At 73.4% G+C, this 15745-nt stretch carries 16 protein-coding genes; 12 read left to right on the forward strand and 4 right to left on the reverse strand.

What is annotated here, in order from left to right:
* Positions 1-248 precede the first annotated feature (248 nt).
* Positions 249-1376 (forward strand): alpha/beta hydrolase, encoded by a 1128-nt coding sequence (locus tag ACH4FX_RS16460; RefSeq protein ID WP_398479376.1) that lies wholly within the window; start codon positions 249-251, stop codon positions 1374-1376.
* Between the two features lie 687 nt (positions 1377-2063).
* Positions 2064-3644, forward strand: coding sequence for a hypothetical protein (locus tag ACH4FX_RS16465; RefSeq protein ID WP_398479378.1), 1581 nt, complete (start codon positions 2064-2066; stop codon positions 3642-3644).
* A 300-nt stretch (positions 3645-3944) separates the two neighbouring features.
* Here the strand turns inward: ACH4FX_RS16465 and ACH4FX_RS16470 are convergent, their stop codons facing one another.
* Positions 3945-4367, reverse strand: coding sequence for a VOC family protein (locus ACH4FX_RS16470; RefSeq protein ID WP_398479379.1), 423 nt, complete (start codon positions 4365-4367; stop codon positions 3945-3947).
* Between the two features lie 469 nt (positions 4368-4836).
* On the opposite strand from ACH4FX_RS16470, the gene ACH4FX_RS16475 reads away from it, so the two are divergent.
* The 5 genes from ACH4FX_RS16475 (at position 4837) to ACH4FX_RS16495 (ending at position 9654) form a co-directional block, all read left to right on the forward strand.
* Positions 4837-5229: a nuclear transport factor 2 family protein gene (locus ACH4FX_RS16475; protein WP_398479380.1), complete on the forward strand. Its 393-nt coding sequence runs from the start codon at positions 4837-4839 to the stop codon at positions 5227-5229.
* On the forward strand, positions 5226-6137 hold the full coding sequence (locus ACH4FX_RS16480; RefSeq protein ID WP_398479382.1) for a proline iminopeptidase-family hydrolase: 912 nt from the start codon (positions 5226-5228) through the stop codon (positions 6135-6137). The genes ACH4FX_RS16475 and ACH4FX_RS16480 overlap by 4 nt, the downstream gene beginning before the upstream one ends.
* Before the next feature lie 371 nt (positions 6138-6508).
* Entirely contained in the window at positions 6509-8107 is a 1599-nt protein-coding gene (locus ACH4FX_RS16485; RefSeq protein ID WP_398479384.1) for an ABC-F family ATP-binding cassette domain-containing protein, read from the forward strand.
* 428 nt (positions 8108-8535) lie between these two features.
* Positions 8536-8757: a helix-turn-helix domain-containing protein gene (locus ACH4FX_RS16490; RefSeq protein ID WP_030021347.1), complete on the forward strand. Its 222-nt coding sequence runs from the start codon at positions 8536-8538 to the stop codon at positions 8755-8757.
* A 117-nt stretch (positions 8758-8874) separates the two neighbouring features.
* A complete protein-coding gene (locus ACH4FX_RS16495; protein ID WP_398479386.1) occupies positions 8875-9654 on the forward strand; it encodes an enoyl-CoA hydratase/isomerase family protein in 780 nt (259 codons plus the stop codon).
* A gap of 42 nt (positions 9655-9696) precedes the next feature.
* Here the strand turns inward: ACH4FX_RS16495 and ACH4FX_RS16500 are convergent, their stop codons facing one another.
* Complete coding sequence (locus ACH4FX_RS16500) at positions 9697-10434, reverse strand: hypothetical protein (protein WP_398479388.1); 738 nt, start codon at positions 10432-10434, stop codon at positions 9697-9699.
* A gap of 192 nt (positions 10435-10626) precedes the next feature.
* On the opposite strand from ACH4FX_RS16500, the gene ACH4FX_RS16505 reads away from it, so the two are divergent.
* The 5 genes from ACH4FX_RS16505 to amaP all read left to right on the forward strand — a co-directional run bounded on the left by ACH4FX_RS16505 (position 10627) and on the right by amaP (position 13114).
* Positions 10627-11109: an Asp23/Gls24 family envelope stress response protein gene (locus ACH4FX_RS16505; RefSeq protein ID WP_398479390.1), complete on the forward strand. Its 483-nt coding sequence runs from the start codon at positions 10627-10629 to the stop codon at positions 11107-11109.
* A gap of 72 nt (positions 11110-11181) precedes the next feature.
* Complete coding sequence (locus tag ACH4FX_RS16510; protein WP_385243768.1) at positions 11182-11379, forward strand: hypothetical protein; 198 nt, start codon at positions 11182-11184, stop codon at positions 11377-11379.
* Positions 11380-11385: 6 nt separating this feature from the next.
* On the forward strand, positions 11386-11790 hold the full coding sequence (locus tag ACH4FX_RS16515; protein ID WP_398479392.1) for an Asp23/Gls24 family envelope stress response protein: 405 nt from the start codon (positions 11386-11388) through the stop codon (positions 11788-11790).
* The gene (locus tag ACH4FX_RS16520; protein ID WP_398479394.1) at positions 11787-12500 is read left to right on the forward strand and encodes a DUF6286 domain-containing protein; all 714 of its coding nucleotides are present in this window, start codon (positions 11787-11789) and stop codon (positions 12498-12500) included. Before ACH4FX_RS16515 ends, ACH4FX_RS16520 begins: the two co-directional genes overlap by 4 nt.
* A gap of 8 nt (positions 12501-12508) precedes the next feature.
* A complete protein-coding gene (gene amaP / locus ACH4FX_RS16525) occupies positions 12509-13114 on the forward strand; it encodes an alkaline shock response membrane anchor protein AmaP (protein ID WP_398479396.1) in 606 nt (201 codons plus the stop codon).
* Positions 13115-13190: 76 nt separating this feature from the next.
* Here the strand turns inward: amaP and ACH4FX_RS16530 are convergent, their stop codons facing one another.
* Together ACH4FX_RS16530 and ACH4FX_RS16535 are read right to left on the reverse strand one after the other, a co-directional pair.
* A complete protein-coding gene (locus ACH4FX_RS16530; RefSeq protein WP_398479398.1) occupies positions 13191-13946 on the reverse strand; it encodes an SDR family oxidoreductase in 756 nt (251 codons plus the stop codon).
* Positions 13947-13951: 5 nt separating this feature from the next.
* Positions 13952-15736 (reverse strand): glycoside hydrolase family 15 protein, encoded by a 1785-nt coding sequence (locus tag ACH4FX_RS16535; RefSeq protein ID WP_398479400.1) that lies wholly within the window; start codon positions 15734-15736, stop codon positions 13952-13954.
* Positions 15737-15745 lie beyond the last annotated feature (9 nt).

Below are 15745 nucleotides of genomic sequence, written 5' to 3' on the forward strand. Positions count from 1 at the left end.
TCGCCCGGCCGTACGCTGCGGGGCTCGCCGTAGCCCGGACACGTACGGCGCCATACGACCTCGCTCGCCGTAGCCCGGCCACGTCCGCTGCCACGCGACCTCGCTCGCCGTGACCCGACCATGCCCGCCGTCATCAGGCCCTGTCCGTCGGCACCCGACCACGCTCACTGAAACCCGGTCACGCCCGCCGTCACCCGGCCGCGCCCGCCCACTGGCCGGGGCGGGCGGCCCCGCCCACACTGGGGAGGATGCGTCTGGGTACTGCGGCGGCAGCGGCCGCCACCACGGTGATCGGTGCCGGCGCGGCCGCGGTGGCGGCCGGCCGGTACGCCAGCGACATGGTCCTCAAACCCGCGCCCGACCGGCCGTTGCCGGGCGACCCCCGGCTCACGGTGCACTCCACCGGCCCCGGGCGGATCACCCTCACCCGCAGCCTCGCCTCGCTGCGGCCCGGCACCTACGGCCTGACCGGCGCGGGCAGCCATGCGATCGTCGGCCCGCTCCTGGACGACGTGCCGCACCCGGCCGACACGGTCGTCCGCCGCCTGGAGCGGGTCACCCACGGCACCCTCCAAGCGGGCGCCCGGATGCGGCTCACCCCCCAGGTGCACATCGGCAACCCGCGCGACGCGCTGGACCTCGACTGCGCCGACGTCGACATTCCCGGCGAACTGGGCGCCCTGCCCGCCTGGTTCGTGCCGGGTGCCCGGGCGACCTGGGTCATCACCGTGCACGGCCTGGGCACCACCCGCGAGCACCCCATGGTCGTCATGCCGTTCCTCAGCGACCACCGGCTGCCCGTGCTGAATCCGGCCTACCGCAACGACGTGGGCGCCCCGCACACCGCCGACGGCATCAGCCACCTCGGCGACTCCGAATGGCGCGACCTGGACGCCGCGATCCGCTACGCGATCCGGTACGGCGCGGAGCGCGTCGTCCTGCACGGCTGGTCCACGGGCGCGTCCATGGCCCTGCGCGCCGCCGCCAACTCCGGGCTGCGCGACCGCATCGCCGGCCTCGTCCTGGACTCGCCGGTCCTGGACTGGCAGGCCACGGTCCGCGCCCTGGCCGCCGCCCGCCGCACGCCGCGTGCGCTGCTGCCACTGGCCGTACGTGCCGCCGAGGGCAGCACCGGCCTGCACGCCGACCGCCTGTCCGACGCCTGGGCCCCGGACCTGCTCAAGGTGCCGACCCTGCTGATCCACGGCCCCGACGACACGCTCGCCCCCTGGTCGTCCTCCCGCGAACTCGCCGCCCGCCGCCCCGACCTGATCACCCTTCACCCGGTACCGCACGCCCCCCACGCGGCCATGTGGAACGCGGACCCGGCCACGTACGAGGAAACGTTGCGCCGGTTTCTTACGCCGCTGATGTGAGGGGCGGGGGTGCTGACGGTGTTGGGGGCGGCCTGGGGAGGGGACCGAGGGGGCGAAGCGAGGGGGGAGCGGACCGGTCCGGGACGTGGTGGTCTGGGCGGGGTTTCCGGACGCGTGTCCGTGCGGCGGGCAGCGGATTGGCGGAGTGCCCGCCCGCCCCGTGGCGCGTACACGTACGACTCGCGTCCCCTATGGCTCCCGGCCCATTCGTACGGTCCGCTGAGCGTGTTCGTAGGGTTTGTGGCGGTCTTGCGCATGGCTGCGGGTGCGGTCGTACCGCCCGCTGCGGTCTTGCGCGCGTGACTTCCGGGCGCGTCCCGTATCGCCTGCGGCAGAGCCGCGACGAGATGGCCCGCAGCGACTCGCCGCCGATGGCACCCGGCGGCCCCGGACGGTCCTCCGACCGTAACGCCCGCGCCGTCGGTCTCCTCCCCGGGGGCCCCTGCGGGGCCGCACCGCGGACCCGCCCGGGCCGGACCGATTTGGGCCGGACCACCCGGGCCGGACCGCTCGGGCCCGGACCCCCGGGCTGGACCATGCAGGCCGGACCGCCCGTGTCACGGGCCCCGGGCCAACCGGCCCTCAAGCCCGTGATGACGGCCTCAAGCGTGCCCCGCGCGACGTCCCGCCGGAACGTACCGACCGTTCCGATTGGGCTTTCGGGCCGTCAGCGGGAAGACTGCACCTGTGACGTCCCGTACTCCGCGCGACTCCCGGCTCCGACTCGTCCCCCGTCAACCGATTGCCGCCGCCCGCCGAGCGGTGAGCACCCGGGCCGCCCGCCCGGCGCCCCGGCCGCCCCAGGGCACGCCGCCGCCCGCGGAACTGGCGCGGCAGGCCCGCGCCGGCCTGGCCGGTGCCGTACGGCTCGCCCGCTGGGCCGACGGCGAACACGGCGATGGCGCCGGACTACGGGCCGGCCCGGACGGCGCGCTGCCCGCGGAGATCGCCGAACAGGCGGCGCAGGACCTGCGGCTGACCCCGGACCAGGTCCGCACGGACTGGGACCTGGCCCGGCTGGCCGGGCTCGTCGAACTGCACGGCGGCGTGGCCCGCCCCGGCTGGCGGCTGCGTGCCTGGGAGCGCGACGACACCGCCGCGCTGCGCGGCTGGGTCGCGCTCTTCGACGCCTGGTCCCTGGCGCGCCCCGCGCCGCCCGGCGCCGGGCCGGCCGCCGTCGCCGAGGTGGTCGAGGCCGTGCCGCAGCTGCTCTCCCTGCTGCACCTGTCGGCCGGCCCGGTCCGGCTCCCGGTCCTGCTGGACATGCTGGAGCAGCGGGTCGCCGAACTCCGCACGGAGCGCTGCGAGGTGCCGTACGGGCCCGACCGGGCCGCGGATACGGGCTCTGCCAGGCCCGCGACCGCACGGCCCGACGCCACGGACCCCGTCGGCACGGGTGCCGCCGCCACGGGACCCACCGCCACGGATTCCTCCGCCACGGATTCCGCCCCCACCGATCCCTCCGCCACGGACCCCTCCGCCACGGACCCCTCCGGGGCGGTGAGTGGCACCGCGGGGGTGTCACTCGCGGTGCTCCTGGACTGGGCGCTGGACGGCCTCGCCGCCGTCGGCGCGCTCGTCGTGCGCGGCGGGGCGAAGACCGGCGTGCCCGCCGAACGCGAAGCGCTGCTCACCCCCCTCGGCAACTGGTCGGTCTGGGTCAAGCTGGAACAGATCTGCGTCGCCGCACAGAGCCCGGCGGGCAATATCGAGCAGTCCGCCGAGGCGATGCTGCGCGGCTGCGCCCGGCTGTCCCCGGGCCCGGCACGGGCCGAATACCGCGCCTGGCTGGCCGCCCGGTCCGTGGGCAGCGCGGTCGAGGAACTCCTCGACGTCGCCCGCGGCGAGGACGCGCTGCTGCGCGGCCTCGCCTTCGAGGCGCTGCGCGCCGTCGGCGCCCCGGCGGAACCGGCCGTGCGCGCCGCCGCCGACGAGCCGGGCCTGCGGCCGTACGCCCTGCTGTGGCTGGTCGAGCACGAGGGCGGCGACCCGGAGACCGCGCCGGACGTGCTCACCCGCGAGGAGTCCACCTGGCTGTGGGTGGACACCGCCGCGGCCGTCGCCGACCACGGCGAGGCACAGCTGCTGGTCCGTCACCTCGATTCGGCCGTCCAGGGCTCGGTCCCACGCCTGCTGGAGGAGGTACGGGCCGTCGGCCACCCGCGCACCGTGCAGGTCCTGGTCGCCCTGGCCGCCGCCCACCCCGACCCGGCCCTCGCCAAGGCCGTCCGCCGCGCCGCCTTCCAGGTCCACACGGGCGGCGCGTAGCCCCCCACCGGCCGACGGCCGGCCAGCGCCCCGACGACGGCCGGCCGATGGCCGGGATGAGGGCTGCTGGGCGACGACGACCGGTCGGAGGCTGCTGGACGACGGCGGCCAGTGTGCGGGCGTCAGCGGCCAGGCGGGCCGGTGGCCGCTGACGGCGACCGGCCAACTGCGACCGGTCGCCGGGCGACAGCGCCGGCCGAGCCGGACGCCGCCGCCCCTCCGCAGGCCCTCCGGCCCGCCCTCGCCCCCGCTCCGCGGACCCGCCCTGTACCCGCGCGCCGCGTCAGCCCACCAGCCGTCTCAGCCCACCCGGTCACCCCCGGCCGGTGCGTACGTGCCGAAGCACCAGAGGTTGCCCTCCAGGTCGCGCGCCGTGTACTCGCGGGAGCCGTACTCCTGGTCCGTGGGCGGCGTGAGTATCTCCACCCCGGCCCGCTCGGCCCGCCGGTGGTGCGCGTCCGGGTCCTCGACGACGGCGTACACGGCGACCGGGCCGCCGTCGCGCAGGGCCTCCTCGAACGCTCCGCCGGCGCCCTTCGAGCCGATCATCACGATGCCGTTGCCGTAGGACAGCTCGGCGTGCAGCACCGCGCCGTCCTCGGTCTCGTGGAACGCGGTCCGCGTGAAGCCGAAGGCTTCCGTCAGCTGCTTGATCGCCGCCTGCGCGTCACGGTAGAGCAGTGTCGGGTAGAACGTGGGTGCCCCTGCTGCCGCATCGGTCATCACGATCACCTTCCCTGTGATCAGGCCCTGCGGACCGCCGCTGCGCGGCCCGCATCTTCGAGACCCACATCACAGTCTTGCACCGGGGTCTGACAACGCCCTCCCCAAACCCTCCGAACCGGCTCCGACCGGCACGGATGCCAGGCGGGCGACAGGGGCGGGCCAGTGCCCCGCTCAGCGGAACGCGTCGCGGCGCGCCATCCCGGGCGGCGGTTGATCCTCGTCGGTGTCGCTGACGATGAGCCCACGTTGCCGAGCTTCTTGTCCGCGAAGGTCTCCCAGCCCCCGGCTGCGCAGCTGGCGCGCCAACCGCTTCCGACCTGCGGGTTCTCGGAAATTCGAATGCAACTGCCGGAGGCGGCACCGCAAGTCAAGACTTACTTCCTCGCGCATTCTTCTCTACGTTGAGCGTGCGGCTGGATTTCACCAGAGGCGCGTTCGGCAAGTACCAGTGAAAGAAGTTCCTGGCATGGAAAGAAATGTCGGCGAGAAGGCGATCCAATGCCTACGGCATCTTGAGGCATGCGATTTCGACGGCGTGCGGAAGATGTGCACCGACACGGCCACCGTATGGCACAACGACGGCAAGGGGGAGCAGTCGATCGACGAAAAGCTGGCGCAGCTCGAACCCCTTGCCTCGTCGGTCGGTTCGCTCCGGTACGAGATCGTCCGCCAGTTCCGGGGGCCGTGCGAGGTCCTTCAGCAGCAGATACTCCATCTGTCGCTGCTCAACGGATCGCACCATGAAGCGCACGCCACGATGTATATGCGCTTCGAAGGGTATCTCATCGACCGTATAGAGGAATACGTCTATACCATTCCGGTCGGCGATGCATTTCCCGTCGAAGGTGGTCGGAAGTGAACTCCACTCGTGTCACGGAAGGTTGGATACCGGTGCCTGGAGGGCAGGTCTGGTACCGCAGAATGGGGCGCGGCGGTGTGCCGCTTCTTCTGGTGCACGGCGGCCCCGGATATCCCAGCGATGTGCTTTTCGAGGCGTTCGAGCCGCTGTCCAGTGAGCGCGAGATCGTCTGGTACGACCAGCTCGGAGTGGGGCGTTCGGACCCGGTCGACGATCCCTCGCTGCTGACGGTGGACCGCTTCCTCGACGAACTCGGAGCGGTGGCCGAAGGGCTCGGGCTGGGCAGGGCGCATGTCTACGGTCACTCCTGGGGCGCCATGCTCGGCCTCCAGTTCGCCGCGCGGCGGGCGCCGGAGTGGACGAGCCTCATCTGCGCCAACGGACCGGCGAGCATCCCCCGGTTCACGAAAGAGGTCCGTGAACTGCTGGCCGGGCTCCCGGGAGACGTACTCGACCGCACCTACGGCCGCGAACTGCGAGGCGAGACGGACGATCCCGACTACTGGACGGCGCAAGAGGAATACCTGCGCGCGTGCGTGGTGCGCACGGCTCCGGTCCGGCTCGATCCGGAGCTGATGAGCCTGATGACGTTCCGGACGCTGATCGGGCAGGCGGACTACCACGTGACCGGCACCCTCGAAGACTGGGACATCTTCGACGAACTCGAAGGAATCCGGGTGCCGGCGCTCGTCCTCGGCGGGGAGTTCGATGAATGCGTCCCCTCGCACCTCGCCGACATCGCCGCACGCATTCCGGACTCCGAGCACATCACGCAGCCCGGAGCGGCCCACATGGGCTATCTGGAAGAGGAACCGCTGCGCAGCGCGTACGTCGGCATCGTCCGGGACTACCTGGCGCGGATCGAGGCCCGGGCTGCCCGCAATCCTCCGCCCCCCTTCGGGGCATGACTCCCTGATGTTCCGGCTGTAGATCGCGATCTTGCCGGTCCGGGTTGGTCCGGGTTGATTCAGGTTGGTCCGGACTGGCAGAGCGCGAGGACGGCCGACGGGCCCGCGGGCGCCCCGGCGCAGCTCGTACGAGGCGGGGGTACGGGGCCCGGCCCGGCGGGGCGCAGGTTCGCCGACGGCCCGGGAAAACTGGTTGCACGTCACCGCTAGACTGGTCCGTATGGCAATTCTCCTCGTGCATTAGACGGCGTCGGCACGCCGCCCAGGCCGCCCGTCCGTACCGGCTCGTGCCGGGTGCGGGCGCGCGTCGCCGCGCGGCTGTGATCATCCCCGTCCCTTCCGCTGTCCTTACCTGCCCTGGAGTCTTCCCCGTGATCACCGCCTCCGGCCTGGAGCTGCGCGCCGGCGCCCGTGTCCTGATCGAGTCCGCTTCCTTCCGCATCGCCAAGGGCGACCGGATCGGCCTGGTGGGCCGCAACGGCGCGGGCAAGACGACCCTCACCAAGGTCCTGGCGGGCGAGGGCATGCCCGCGGCCGGCACGGTCACCCGCTCCGGTGACGTCGGCTACCTGCCGCAGGACCCGCGCACCGGCGACCTGGACGTGCTCGCCCGCGACCGCATCCTCTCCGCCCGCGGCCTGGACACGGTCCTGCGCAAGATGCGCGAGAACGAGGACCGGATGTCCAACGGGAAGGGCGCCACCCGCGAGAAGGCGATGAAGCGGTACGAGCGCTTGGAGACGGAGTTCCTGACCAAGGGCGGGTACGCGGCCGAGGCGGAGGCCGCGACCATCGCGGCCAGCCTGGGCCTGCCGGACCGCATCCTCGGCCAGCCCCTCCACACGCTCTCCGGCGGCCAGCGGCGCCGCGTCGAGCTGGCCCGCATCCTCTTCTCGGACGCCGACACCCTGCTCCTGGACGAGCCGACCAACCACCTCGACGCCGACTCGATCGCCTGGCTGCGCGACTACCTGAAGACCTACCGCGGCGGCTTCATCGTGATCTCCCACGACGTCGACCTGGTCGAGACCGTGGTCAACAAGGTGTTCTATCTGGACGCCAACCGGTCCCAGATCGACATCTACAACATGGGCTGGAAGCTGTACCAGCAGCAGCGCGAGGCCGACGAGAAGCGCCGCAAGCGCGAGCGCGCCAACGCCGAGAAGAAGGCCGCCGCGCTGCATTCGCAGGCCGACAAGATGCGCGCGAAGGCCACCAAGACCGTCGCCGCGCAGAACATGGCCCGGCGCGCGGACAAGCTGCTGGCCGGTCTGGAGGAGGTGCGCGCCTCCGACAAGGTCGCCAAGCTGCGCTTCCCGGACCCCGCGCCGTGCGGCAAGACCCCGCTCATGGCCGAGGGCCTGTCCAAGTCGTACGGCTCGCTGGAGATCTTCACCGATGTCGACCTGGCCATCGACAAGGGCTCCCGGGTCGTCATCCTCGGCCTGAACGGCGCGGGCAAGACGACGCTGCTGCGGCTGCTGGCGGGCGTGGAGAAGCCGGACACCGGCGAGGTGCGCCCCGGGCACGGCCTGAAGCTGGGCTATTACGCGCAGGAGCACGAGACGCTGGACCCGGACCGCACGGTCCTGGAGAACATGCGCTCGGCCGCGCCGGACATGGACCTGGTCGACATCCGCAAGACGCTCGGCTCGTTCCTCTTCTCCGGTGACGACGTCGACAAGCCCGCGGGCGTGCTCTCCGGCGGTGAGAAGACCCGGCTGGCGCTGGCCACCCTGGTCGTCTCCTCCGCCAACGTGCTGCTCCTGGACGAGCCGACGAACAACCTCGACCCGGCCAGCCGCGAGGAGATCCTCGGCGCGCTGCACACCTTCACCGGCGCGGTGGTGCTGGTCTCCCACGACGAGGGCGCGGTGGACGCCCTCCAGCCGGAGCGCATCATCCTGCTCCCGGACGGCGTCGAGGACCTGTGGGGCCAGGACTACGCGGACCTGGTCGCGCTGGCCTGAGACCGGGCCGCCGCGCGGCCGGCCTGAGACCGGGCCGCCGCGCGCCGGTCCCGAGGCCGGTCACCGGGCCGGTCCGGGGCCGGGCCGGTGACCGGGCCCGGAGGGATCAAGGACGTCTGGATCATTCGGCCGACGGGTGATCCATCATCTGAGTGAGAGCGGCTGGTACATCGGCGAGCCTCCCTGTGACGGCCGGGCCCGGTGGGCCCGGCCGTCATCATGTCGTACCAGCCCCCTCTGACCTGCTTGTTCGCCGGAAATTCGGCTGTCCGCCCCTTTCAATTCCGAGCGGAACCCCTAATTCCAAAGGTCAATACGGCGCCTTGCGCGCCAAAGGATGTGCCACGGACCTTGCTGAATGGGTGGCCAGGAAGGCCGCGAGGGGTGATCATGAGAGTCCAGAGCGCACTTCCCACGAGGAGGCACGGGTGGCCGAGACTCTGAAGAAGGGCAGCCGGGTGACCGGCGCCGCGCGCGAGAAGCTCGCGGCAGACCTGAAGAAGAAGTACGACTCCGGAGCGAGCATCCGGGCGCTGGCCGAAGAGACCGGCCGCTCCTACGGGTTCGTGCACCGGATGCTCAGCGAATCCGGTGTGACCCTGCGTGGTCGTGGCGGAGCGACCAGGGGCAAGAAGGCCGCCTCGGCCTGATCGAGGCGGTCCGCTCCGGGAGCGACGGTGCCACCCGGTCGGTCGAGCAGGCGACCGGGTGGTTACTGTTCAGTCACTTAAGCACGCAAGTGCGGTCGGCTGACTCGGAGGCGCCCCATGACTCTGCTCGACAAGGACGGTGTGCGGCTCACCGTGGACGACGTGATCGCCACGGTGACCCTCGCCGGACCGGCCAAGCGCAACGCACAGTCGCCCGCCATGTGGCGGGCGCTGGCCGAGGCCGGATCACTGCTGCCGGGGAACGTCCGGATCGTGGTGCTGCGCGGCGAGGGCAAGTCCTTCTCCGCCGGCCTGGACCGGCAGGCGTTCACCCCCGAAGGCTTCGACGGCGAGCCGTCCTTCCTGGACATGGCGCGCGGTCCGGACAGCGAACTGGACGCCACGATCGCCGAGTACCAGGAAGCGTTCACCTGGTGGCGGCGGACCGACGTGGTGTCGATCGCCGCCGTCCAGGGCCATGCGATCGGCGCGGGCTTCCAGCTCGCGCTCGCCTGTGACCTGCGGGTGTGCGCCGACGACGCGCAGTTCGCCATGCGCGAGACCAGCCTGGGGCTGGTGCCGGATCTGACCGGCACCCACCCCCTGGTCGGTCTGGTCGGCTATGCCCGCGCGCTGGAGATCTGCGCCACGGGCCGTTTCGTGCACGCCGACGAGGCCGAGCGCATCGGCCTGGCCAACCTCGTCGTGCCCGCGGCCGACCTGGAAGGCGCCGTCGCGGACCTGGCGGCGGCCCTCACCGCCGCGCCGCGCGACGCCGTCATCGAGACCAAGGCCCTGCTGGCGGGGGCCGTTTCCCGTACGTACGAGGAGCAGCGTGCCGCCGAGCGGGCCGCGCAGGCCCGCCGGCTGCGGGACCTGGCGGGGCTGGGCGAGTAGCAACCCCGTACCGCATCACCGCGTACCGCAACGCGGCGACGCTCAGGAAGCGGCGGGCGGTTCGAGGGCGGCGACGAGCACCGCGACGGTGGGCCGTCCTCCGCCTTCCCCGTCCGCCGCCTTCTGGGCCGCGGCGCGCGCCGCCCGCGCCACGTCCAGCGTCCGCCGGTCCGGCGCGGCGGCCAGCTGCACCAGTACGTGTCCGTCCTCCCGGCGCACCGGCCGCGACAGCGCGCCCAGCGCAGGGACCAGCCGGACGACCCCCGGGACGCGCAGCACGGCCGTCTCCAGGGGACCGGCATCCTCGGCGGTGGCTCCCCGCGCGCCCGGCGTGCCGGCGGACCCGGCCGTGTCCGGACCGCCGCCGCTCTCCCCGCCTTCGCCCTCGTCGAGCAGGTCGGTGACCCGCAGGTCGACGGCGGACACCTCCAGGCCCAGCCGCTCCGCCGCACAGGCCAGCAGCGCTTCCCGCAACAGGCCGGCGGAGGCCGGGACCGGCCGGCCGGCCGTGGCCGCGAAATCCGCCTCGATCCGCAGCGGCCCCGGCGGCAGCGCGCTCGGCGGCGCCGGAACCGCCGGCTCCGGTGCGGCGCCGGGCTCCGCCAGACACAGCCGCACCGTTGCGACCCGGAGCCCGGGCAGCGCGTCACCGGCCTCCCGCAGCAGGGCGGCGGCGGGCCGTTCGGCGATCCACGCCCCGTCCGCCGGGCCGCCGAGCGGCAGCAGGCGGCCCAGCCCGAGTTGCTGCCGTACCGCCGTCACCAACTGGTCACCGGCCACCGGCCGTCACCTCTTTCCCGAACAGTTCTTCCACCTTGCCGCACACCGGCCCGTGCGGCAGGGCCAGGTACCCGAATGGCGGCAACCGTTGCACCCCTGTGCCGCATCCCTGAAGCGGCCCCGGGGAACCGGACTTACTGTGGGAAACGGAGCGGCTTCGAGCTCCGCCCCTCCGGAAAGGGACGATCGGCGATGACCGAGAGCGCACAAGGTAACCGGCCCGAGCCGCGGACCGGAGACTCGCAGGGCAGAACGCTGGGGGCCAAGCGGGGCGGCGGGGACGCCGCGACCCGCGGGCGCACCACCATCGCGGACGGCGTCGTGGAGAAGATCGCCGGGATGGCCGCCCGGGACGTGATGGGCGTGCATGCCATGGGCAGCGGCTTCGCCCGCACCCTCGGTGCGATGCGCGACCGGGTGCCCGGCGGCGGCAAGTCGGTGACCCGCGGCGTCAAGGCCGAGGTCGGCGAGGTGCAGACCGCGCTGGACCTGGAGATCGTCGTCGAGTACGGCGTCTCCATCGCGGACCTCGCCAAGGCCGTGCGGGAGAACGTCATCTCCGCCGTCGAGCGGATGACGGGCCTGGAGGTCGTCGAGGTCAACATCGCGGTGAGCGACGTGAAACTGCCCGACGACGAGGAGGACGAGGACGACGAGGAGCCGCGGCTCCAGTGACAGGGCGGGGCTTACGGACGAGCCGCGGCTCCTGAGGGCCCGGCCGGGGTGGTAGCGAAGGGAAGCGCGTAGATGAGCATGGCCGTGGTCGGTCTGTTGGCCGGAATGGCGCTGGGCTTCGCCGGATACTTCGGCGGGTTCGGAGCCTTCGTTCTGGTGGCGGCGCTGGGCGCCATCGGATTCATCGTCGGGAGGTTCGTGGACGGCGATCTGGAGCCGGGAGAGTTCTTCCGTACGCGTACGGGCGACCGCGACGACCGGCGGAGGTGACGCCCGGTGGCGACGGTGTCCCCCGCGACCGCGGCACCCGGCGCCGGGCACCCGGCCGTACCGGCCGGGGAACGAGGCGCCACGAGGATCGCGGACCGGGTCGTGGCCAAGATCGCCGCGCAGGCCGCGCGCGAAGCCCTGCGCGACGCGTCCACCGACCGCACCGACGCCCACGCCTCGGTGACCGTACGCCGCCGGGACGGGCGGCAGGACTTCGGTGAGGCCCGGGTGCGGGTGGCCGTGGAACTGGGCTACCCCTCCGACATCGGCGCCCAGTGCGGCGCCGTACGCCGTCAGGTGTCACAGCGGGTGCGGGAGCTGGCCGGCATGTCGGTGCCCGAGGTCGCCGTACAGGTCGAGCGGCTGCACGCGCCCCAGCTGGAGCGGGACGGCCGGGGGAGGGTGCGATGAGCGACGACGACCCCGACCTGCGGCAGACCCGGCGGCTGCCCACCCTCGACAAGTCCGCGGGCGCCACGGCGGACGGGACGGCCGGCACCGCCCCCGACTCCCAGGACGGCACCGGGCGGACCGGCCCGGCGGACGGCGAGCGGCCGGCGTGCGAGGAGACCGGCGGCGGGCGGGCCCGGCGCTTCTGGGCCGCCCGCCGGGTGCCGTCCGCGCTGGTCGCCCTCGTGGTGCTGGGCGCCGCGGGGCTGCTGCTGTACGACGTGGCCGCGGTGCGTGCCGACCGGCCCGCGATGGCCTGGCGCAAGCGCCTCGCCGCGGAGCTGGCGTCCCGTCATCTGGACGATGTGTGGGTCCTCGCGGGCGCTGCCGTCGCCGTGGCCCTCGGCATCTGGCTGCTGGTGCTCGCGCTGACGCCCGGCCTGCGCGCCGTGCTGCCGATGCGGCGTACGGCGCCGGACGTACACAGCGGCCTGGACCGCGCGGCGGCGGCACTGGTGCTGCGCGACCGGGCCATGGAAGTGCCGGGCGTGCAGTCCGTACGGGTCGCCGTCGGCCGCCGCCGGGCCAAGGCGCGTGCGGTCTCGCACTTCCGCGAACTGGACGAGGTACGGGGCGACCTGGACGCGGCGCTCGGCGACGGACTGCGGCAGCTGGGCCTCGCCCGGCGGCTGGCGCTGTCCGTACGGGTGCGCCGGTCGGCGAAGAGGTGAGCACGGCGATGCGCAAGGTCTCGCGAACGGTCAACCGGGTGCTGCTGGGCCTGACGGGCCTGTTCCTGATCGGCGTCGGCGGCACGGTACTGCTCGGCGGTCTGGACCTGCCGGGCAAGTGGGGCTTCGGCATGCCTTCCGGGTGGCGCTGGTCCCGGCCCGAGGACGTGCTGCTGCGCGACGCCGACCGGACCCGCTGGACGGGCCACGGCTGGTGGTGGCCGGTGGTCATCGCGGTGCTGGCGGTGCTCGTCCTGCTGGCGCTGTGGTGGCTGCTGGCCCAGTTCCGGCGGCACCGGCTGGGCGAAATCCTGGTGGACAGCGGGGACGACGAGGGCGCCCACGTGCGCGGCCGGGCGATGGAGAGCGTCCTGACGGCCGAGTCCGAGTCGCTGGAGGGCGTGGAGCGGGCCCGGGTGGTGCTGACCGGGCGCCGTACGGAACCGCGGCTGCGGGCGGGCCTGGCGCTGGCCCCGCACGCGGAGCCCTGCGCGGTGGTCGCGCGCCTGTCATCCGAGACGATCGCGCACGCGCGCACCTCGGCCGGGCTGGAACGGCTGCCGGCCGAGGTACGGCTGCGGGCGGTCAAGCACCGGGCGGAGCGGGTGAGTTAGCGAGGGTGTACGGGGCGGGGACCCGGTGCTGTCTGCTGTGTAAGAGCAGCGTTCACGAGTTCTCACGCCCTCACCCTCAGAATCCCCGCCGCGCCCCACCATCCACCGGCACCATCACCCCGGTGACGTACGACGCGGCCGGCGACAGGAGGAACGCCGTGGTGCGGCCGAACTCCTCCGGTTCGCCGTAGCGGCGCAGGGGGATCGAGGCGCTGTTGCGGGCGCGGGACTCCTCGGGGTTCCCGGACAGCGCGTCCAGCTGGGTCATCCGGTCCGTGGCGATCCGCCCCGGCAGGACGCCGAAGACCCGGATGCCGCGCGGGCCCAGCTCGTCGGCGAGGGACTTGGCGTAGCCCGCCAGGCCCGGCCGCAGACCGTTGGAGATGGCCAGCCCGTCGATCGGCTGGTGGACCGAACCGGACAGCACGAAGCCGATCGCGCCGCCGTCGCCGAGCGCGGCGGACGCCGTGCGGGCGAGCCGGACCGCGCCGAGGAAGACCGACTCGAACGCTGCCTGCCACTGCTCGTCGGTGTTGTCGGTGGGCCGGCCGGGCGGCGGGCCGCCGACGCTGATGAGGATGCCGTCGAGGCGGCCGAAGCGTTCGCGGGCGGTGTCCACCAGGCGCGCGGCGGTGTCCGGGTCGGCGTTGTCGGCGGGGACGCCGTGCGCCCGCTCGCCGAGCGAGGCCGCAGCGGCTCGCGCGCTGTCCGCGTCGCGCCCGCTGAGCAGGACGTTGGCCCCGTCGGCGACCAGTTCCCGCGCGGTGGCGAAGCCCAGGCCGCGGGTGGCGCCGGTGACGATGTAGGTCCGGTCGGTGAGTCCTAGATCCATGGGGGTCAGTCTGCCCCGTCGCACCCGAACATGGTGAAGGCGGTACCGATGAGGCCGACGTGGCTGAACGCCTGCGGGAAGTTGCCCAGCTGGCGGCCGGTGACCGGGTCGTACTCCTCGGCCAGCAGCCCCAGGTCGTTGGGCAGCCGCAGCAGCCGGTCGAACAGCTCGCGGGCCTCGGCCCGCCGCCCGGTCAGGTGCAGCGCCTCGGCGAGCCAGAACGAGCAGACCAGGAAGGTGCCCTCGCTGCCCGGCAGGCCGTCCACGGTGCTGCCGTCGGTGCTGTAACGCCGTATCAGTCCGCCGTACGACAGCTCTTCGCGGACCGCGTCGACGGTGCCGACGACCCGCGGATCGTCTGCGGGCAGGAAGCCGAGGCGCGGGATCAGCAGCGTCGACGCGTCCAGCAGGTCCGAGCCGTAGGACTGGGTGAAGGTGTTGCGCCCGGCGTCGTAGCCCTTGTCGCACACCTCCCGGTGCACCGCGTCGCGCATCGCGCGCCAGCGGTCGACGTCCCCCTCCAGGTCCGGGTGGGCCTCGACCGCCTTGATGGCGCGGTCGGCGGCGACCCACGCCATGATCTTGGAGTGCACGAAGTGCCGGCGGGGCCCGCGCACCTCCCACAGCCCCTCGTCCGGCTCCCGCCAGTGGGACTCCAGGAAGTCCAGCAGCGCGCGCTGGATGTTCCAGGCGTGCGGCTTGGAGGGCAGGCCCGCGACGCGCGCGATGTGGAAGGAGTCCAGCACCCCGCCGTAGACGTCGAGCTGCCGCTGTTCGACGGCGGCGTTGCCGATGCGTACGGGCTTGGAGCCGGCGTAGCCGCCGAGCCAGGGCAGTTCGGTCTCCGGCAGCCGCCGCTCGCCGCCCAGGCCGTACATGATCTGGAGGTCGGCCGGGTTGCCCGCCACCGCGCGCAGCAGCCAGTCCCGCCAGGCCGCGGCCTCTTCGGTGTAACCGGCGGTGACCAGCGAGTTCAGGGTGAGGGTGGAGTCGCGGAGCCAGCAGTAGCGGTAGTCCCAGTTGCGTACCCCGCCCAGCTCCTCGGGCAGCGAGGTGGTGGGCGCGGCGACGATGCCGCCGGTGGGTGCGAAGGTCAGCGCCTTGAGCGTGATCAGCGAGCGCAGCACCTCGGTGCGGTACGGGCCGTCGTAGCGGCACTGCGCCGCCCACGTCCGCCAGTCCTCAAGGGTCTGCTCCAGCGCCTCGTACGGGTCGAGCTCGGCCGGGCGCGGCTCGTGCGAGGGGTGCCAGGTCAGGATGAACGCCACCCGCTCGCCGGCCGCGACGGTGAACTCCGAGCGGGTGCTGAAGCCCTGCCCGTACGTCCTGACCTCCGGCTCGGTGCGCAGCCACGCGGAGTCCGGCCCGGCCACCGCGACACGGCAGCGGCCGACGTGGCGCACCCAGGGGACGACCAGACCGTAGTCGAAGCGCAGCCGCAGCACCCCCTGCATGGCGACGTCGCCGTCCAGGCCCTCCACGATGCGGACGAGGTCGGGCGCGCGGTCGCGCTGCGGCATGAAGTCGGTGACCCGTACCGAGCCGGTGGTGGTGTGCCAGACGGTGTCCAGGACCAGGGAGTCGCCGCGGTAGGCGCGTTCCGGCCGGGCGCCGGGGGCGGCCGGGGCCAGCAGCCAGTGCCCGTTCTCCCGGTCGCCGAGCAGGGCCGCGAAGCAGGCGGCGGAGTCGAAGTGGGGCAGACACAGCCAGTCGACCGAGCCGTCCCGGCCGATCAGGGCGGCGGTCTGCAGGTCACCGATGAGCGCGTGATCCTCGATGGGTGCGTGCACGCGGTGCCC

Source organism: Streptomyces sp. NPDC018019 (genome assembly GCF_044327805.1).
Classification (GTDB): Bacteria; Actinomycetota; Actinomycetes; order Streptomycetales; family Streptomycetaceae; genus Streptomyces.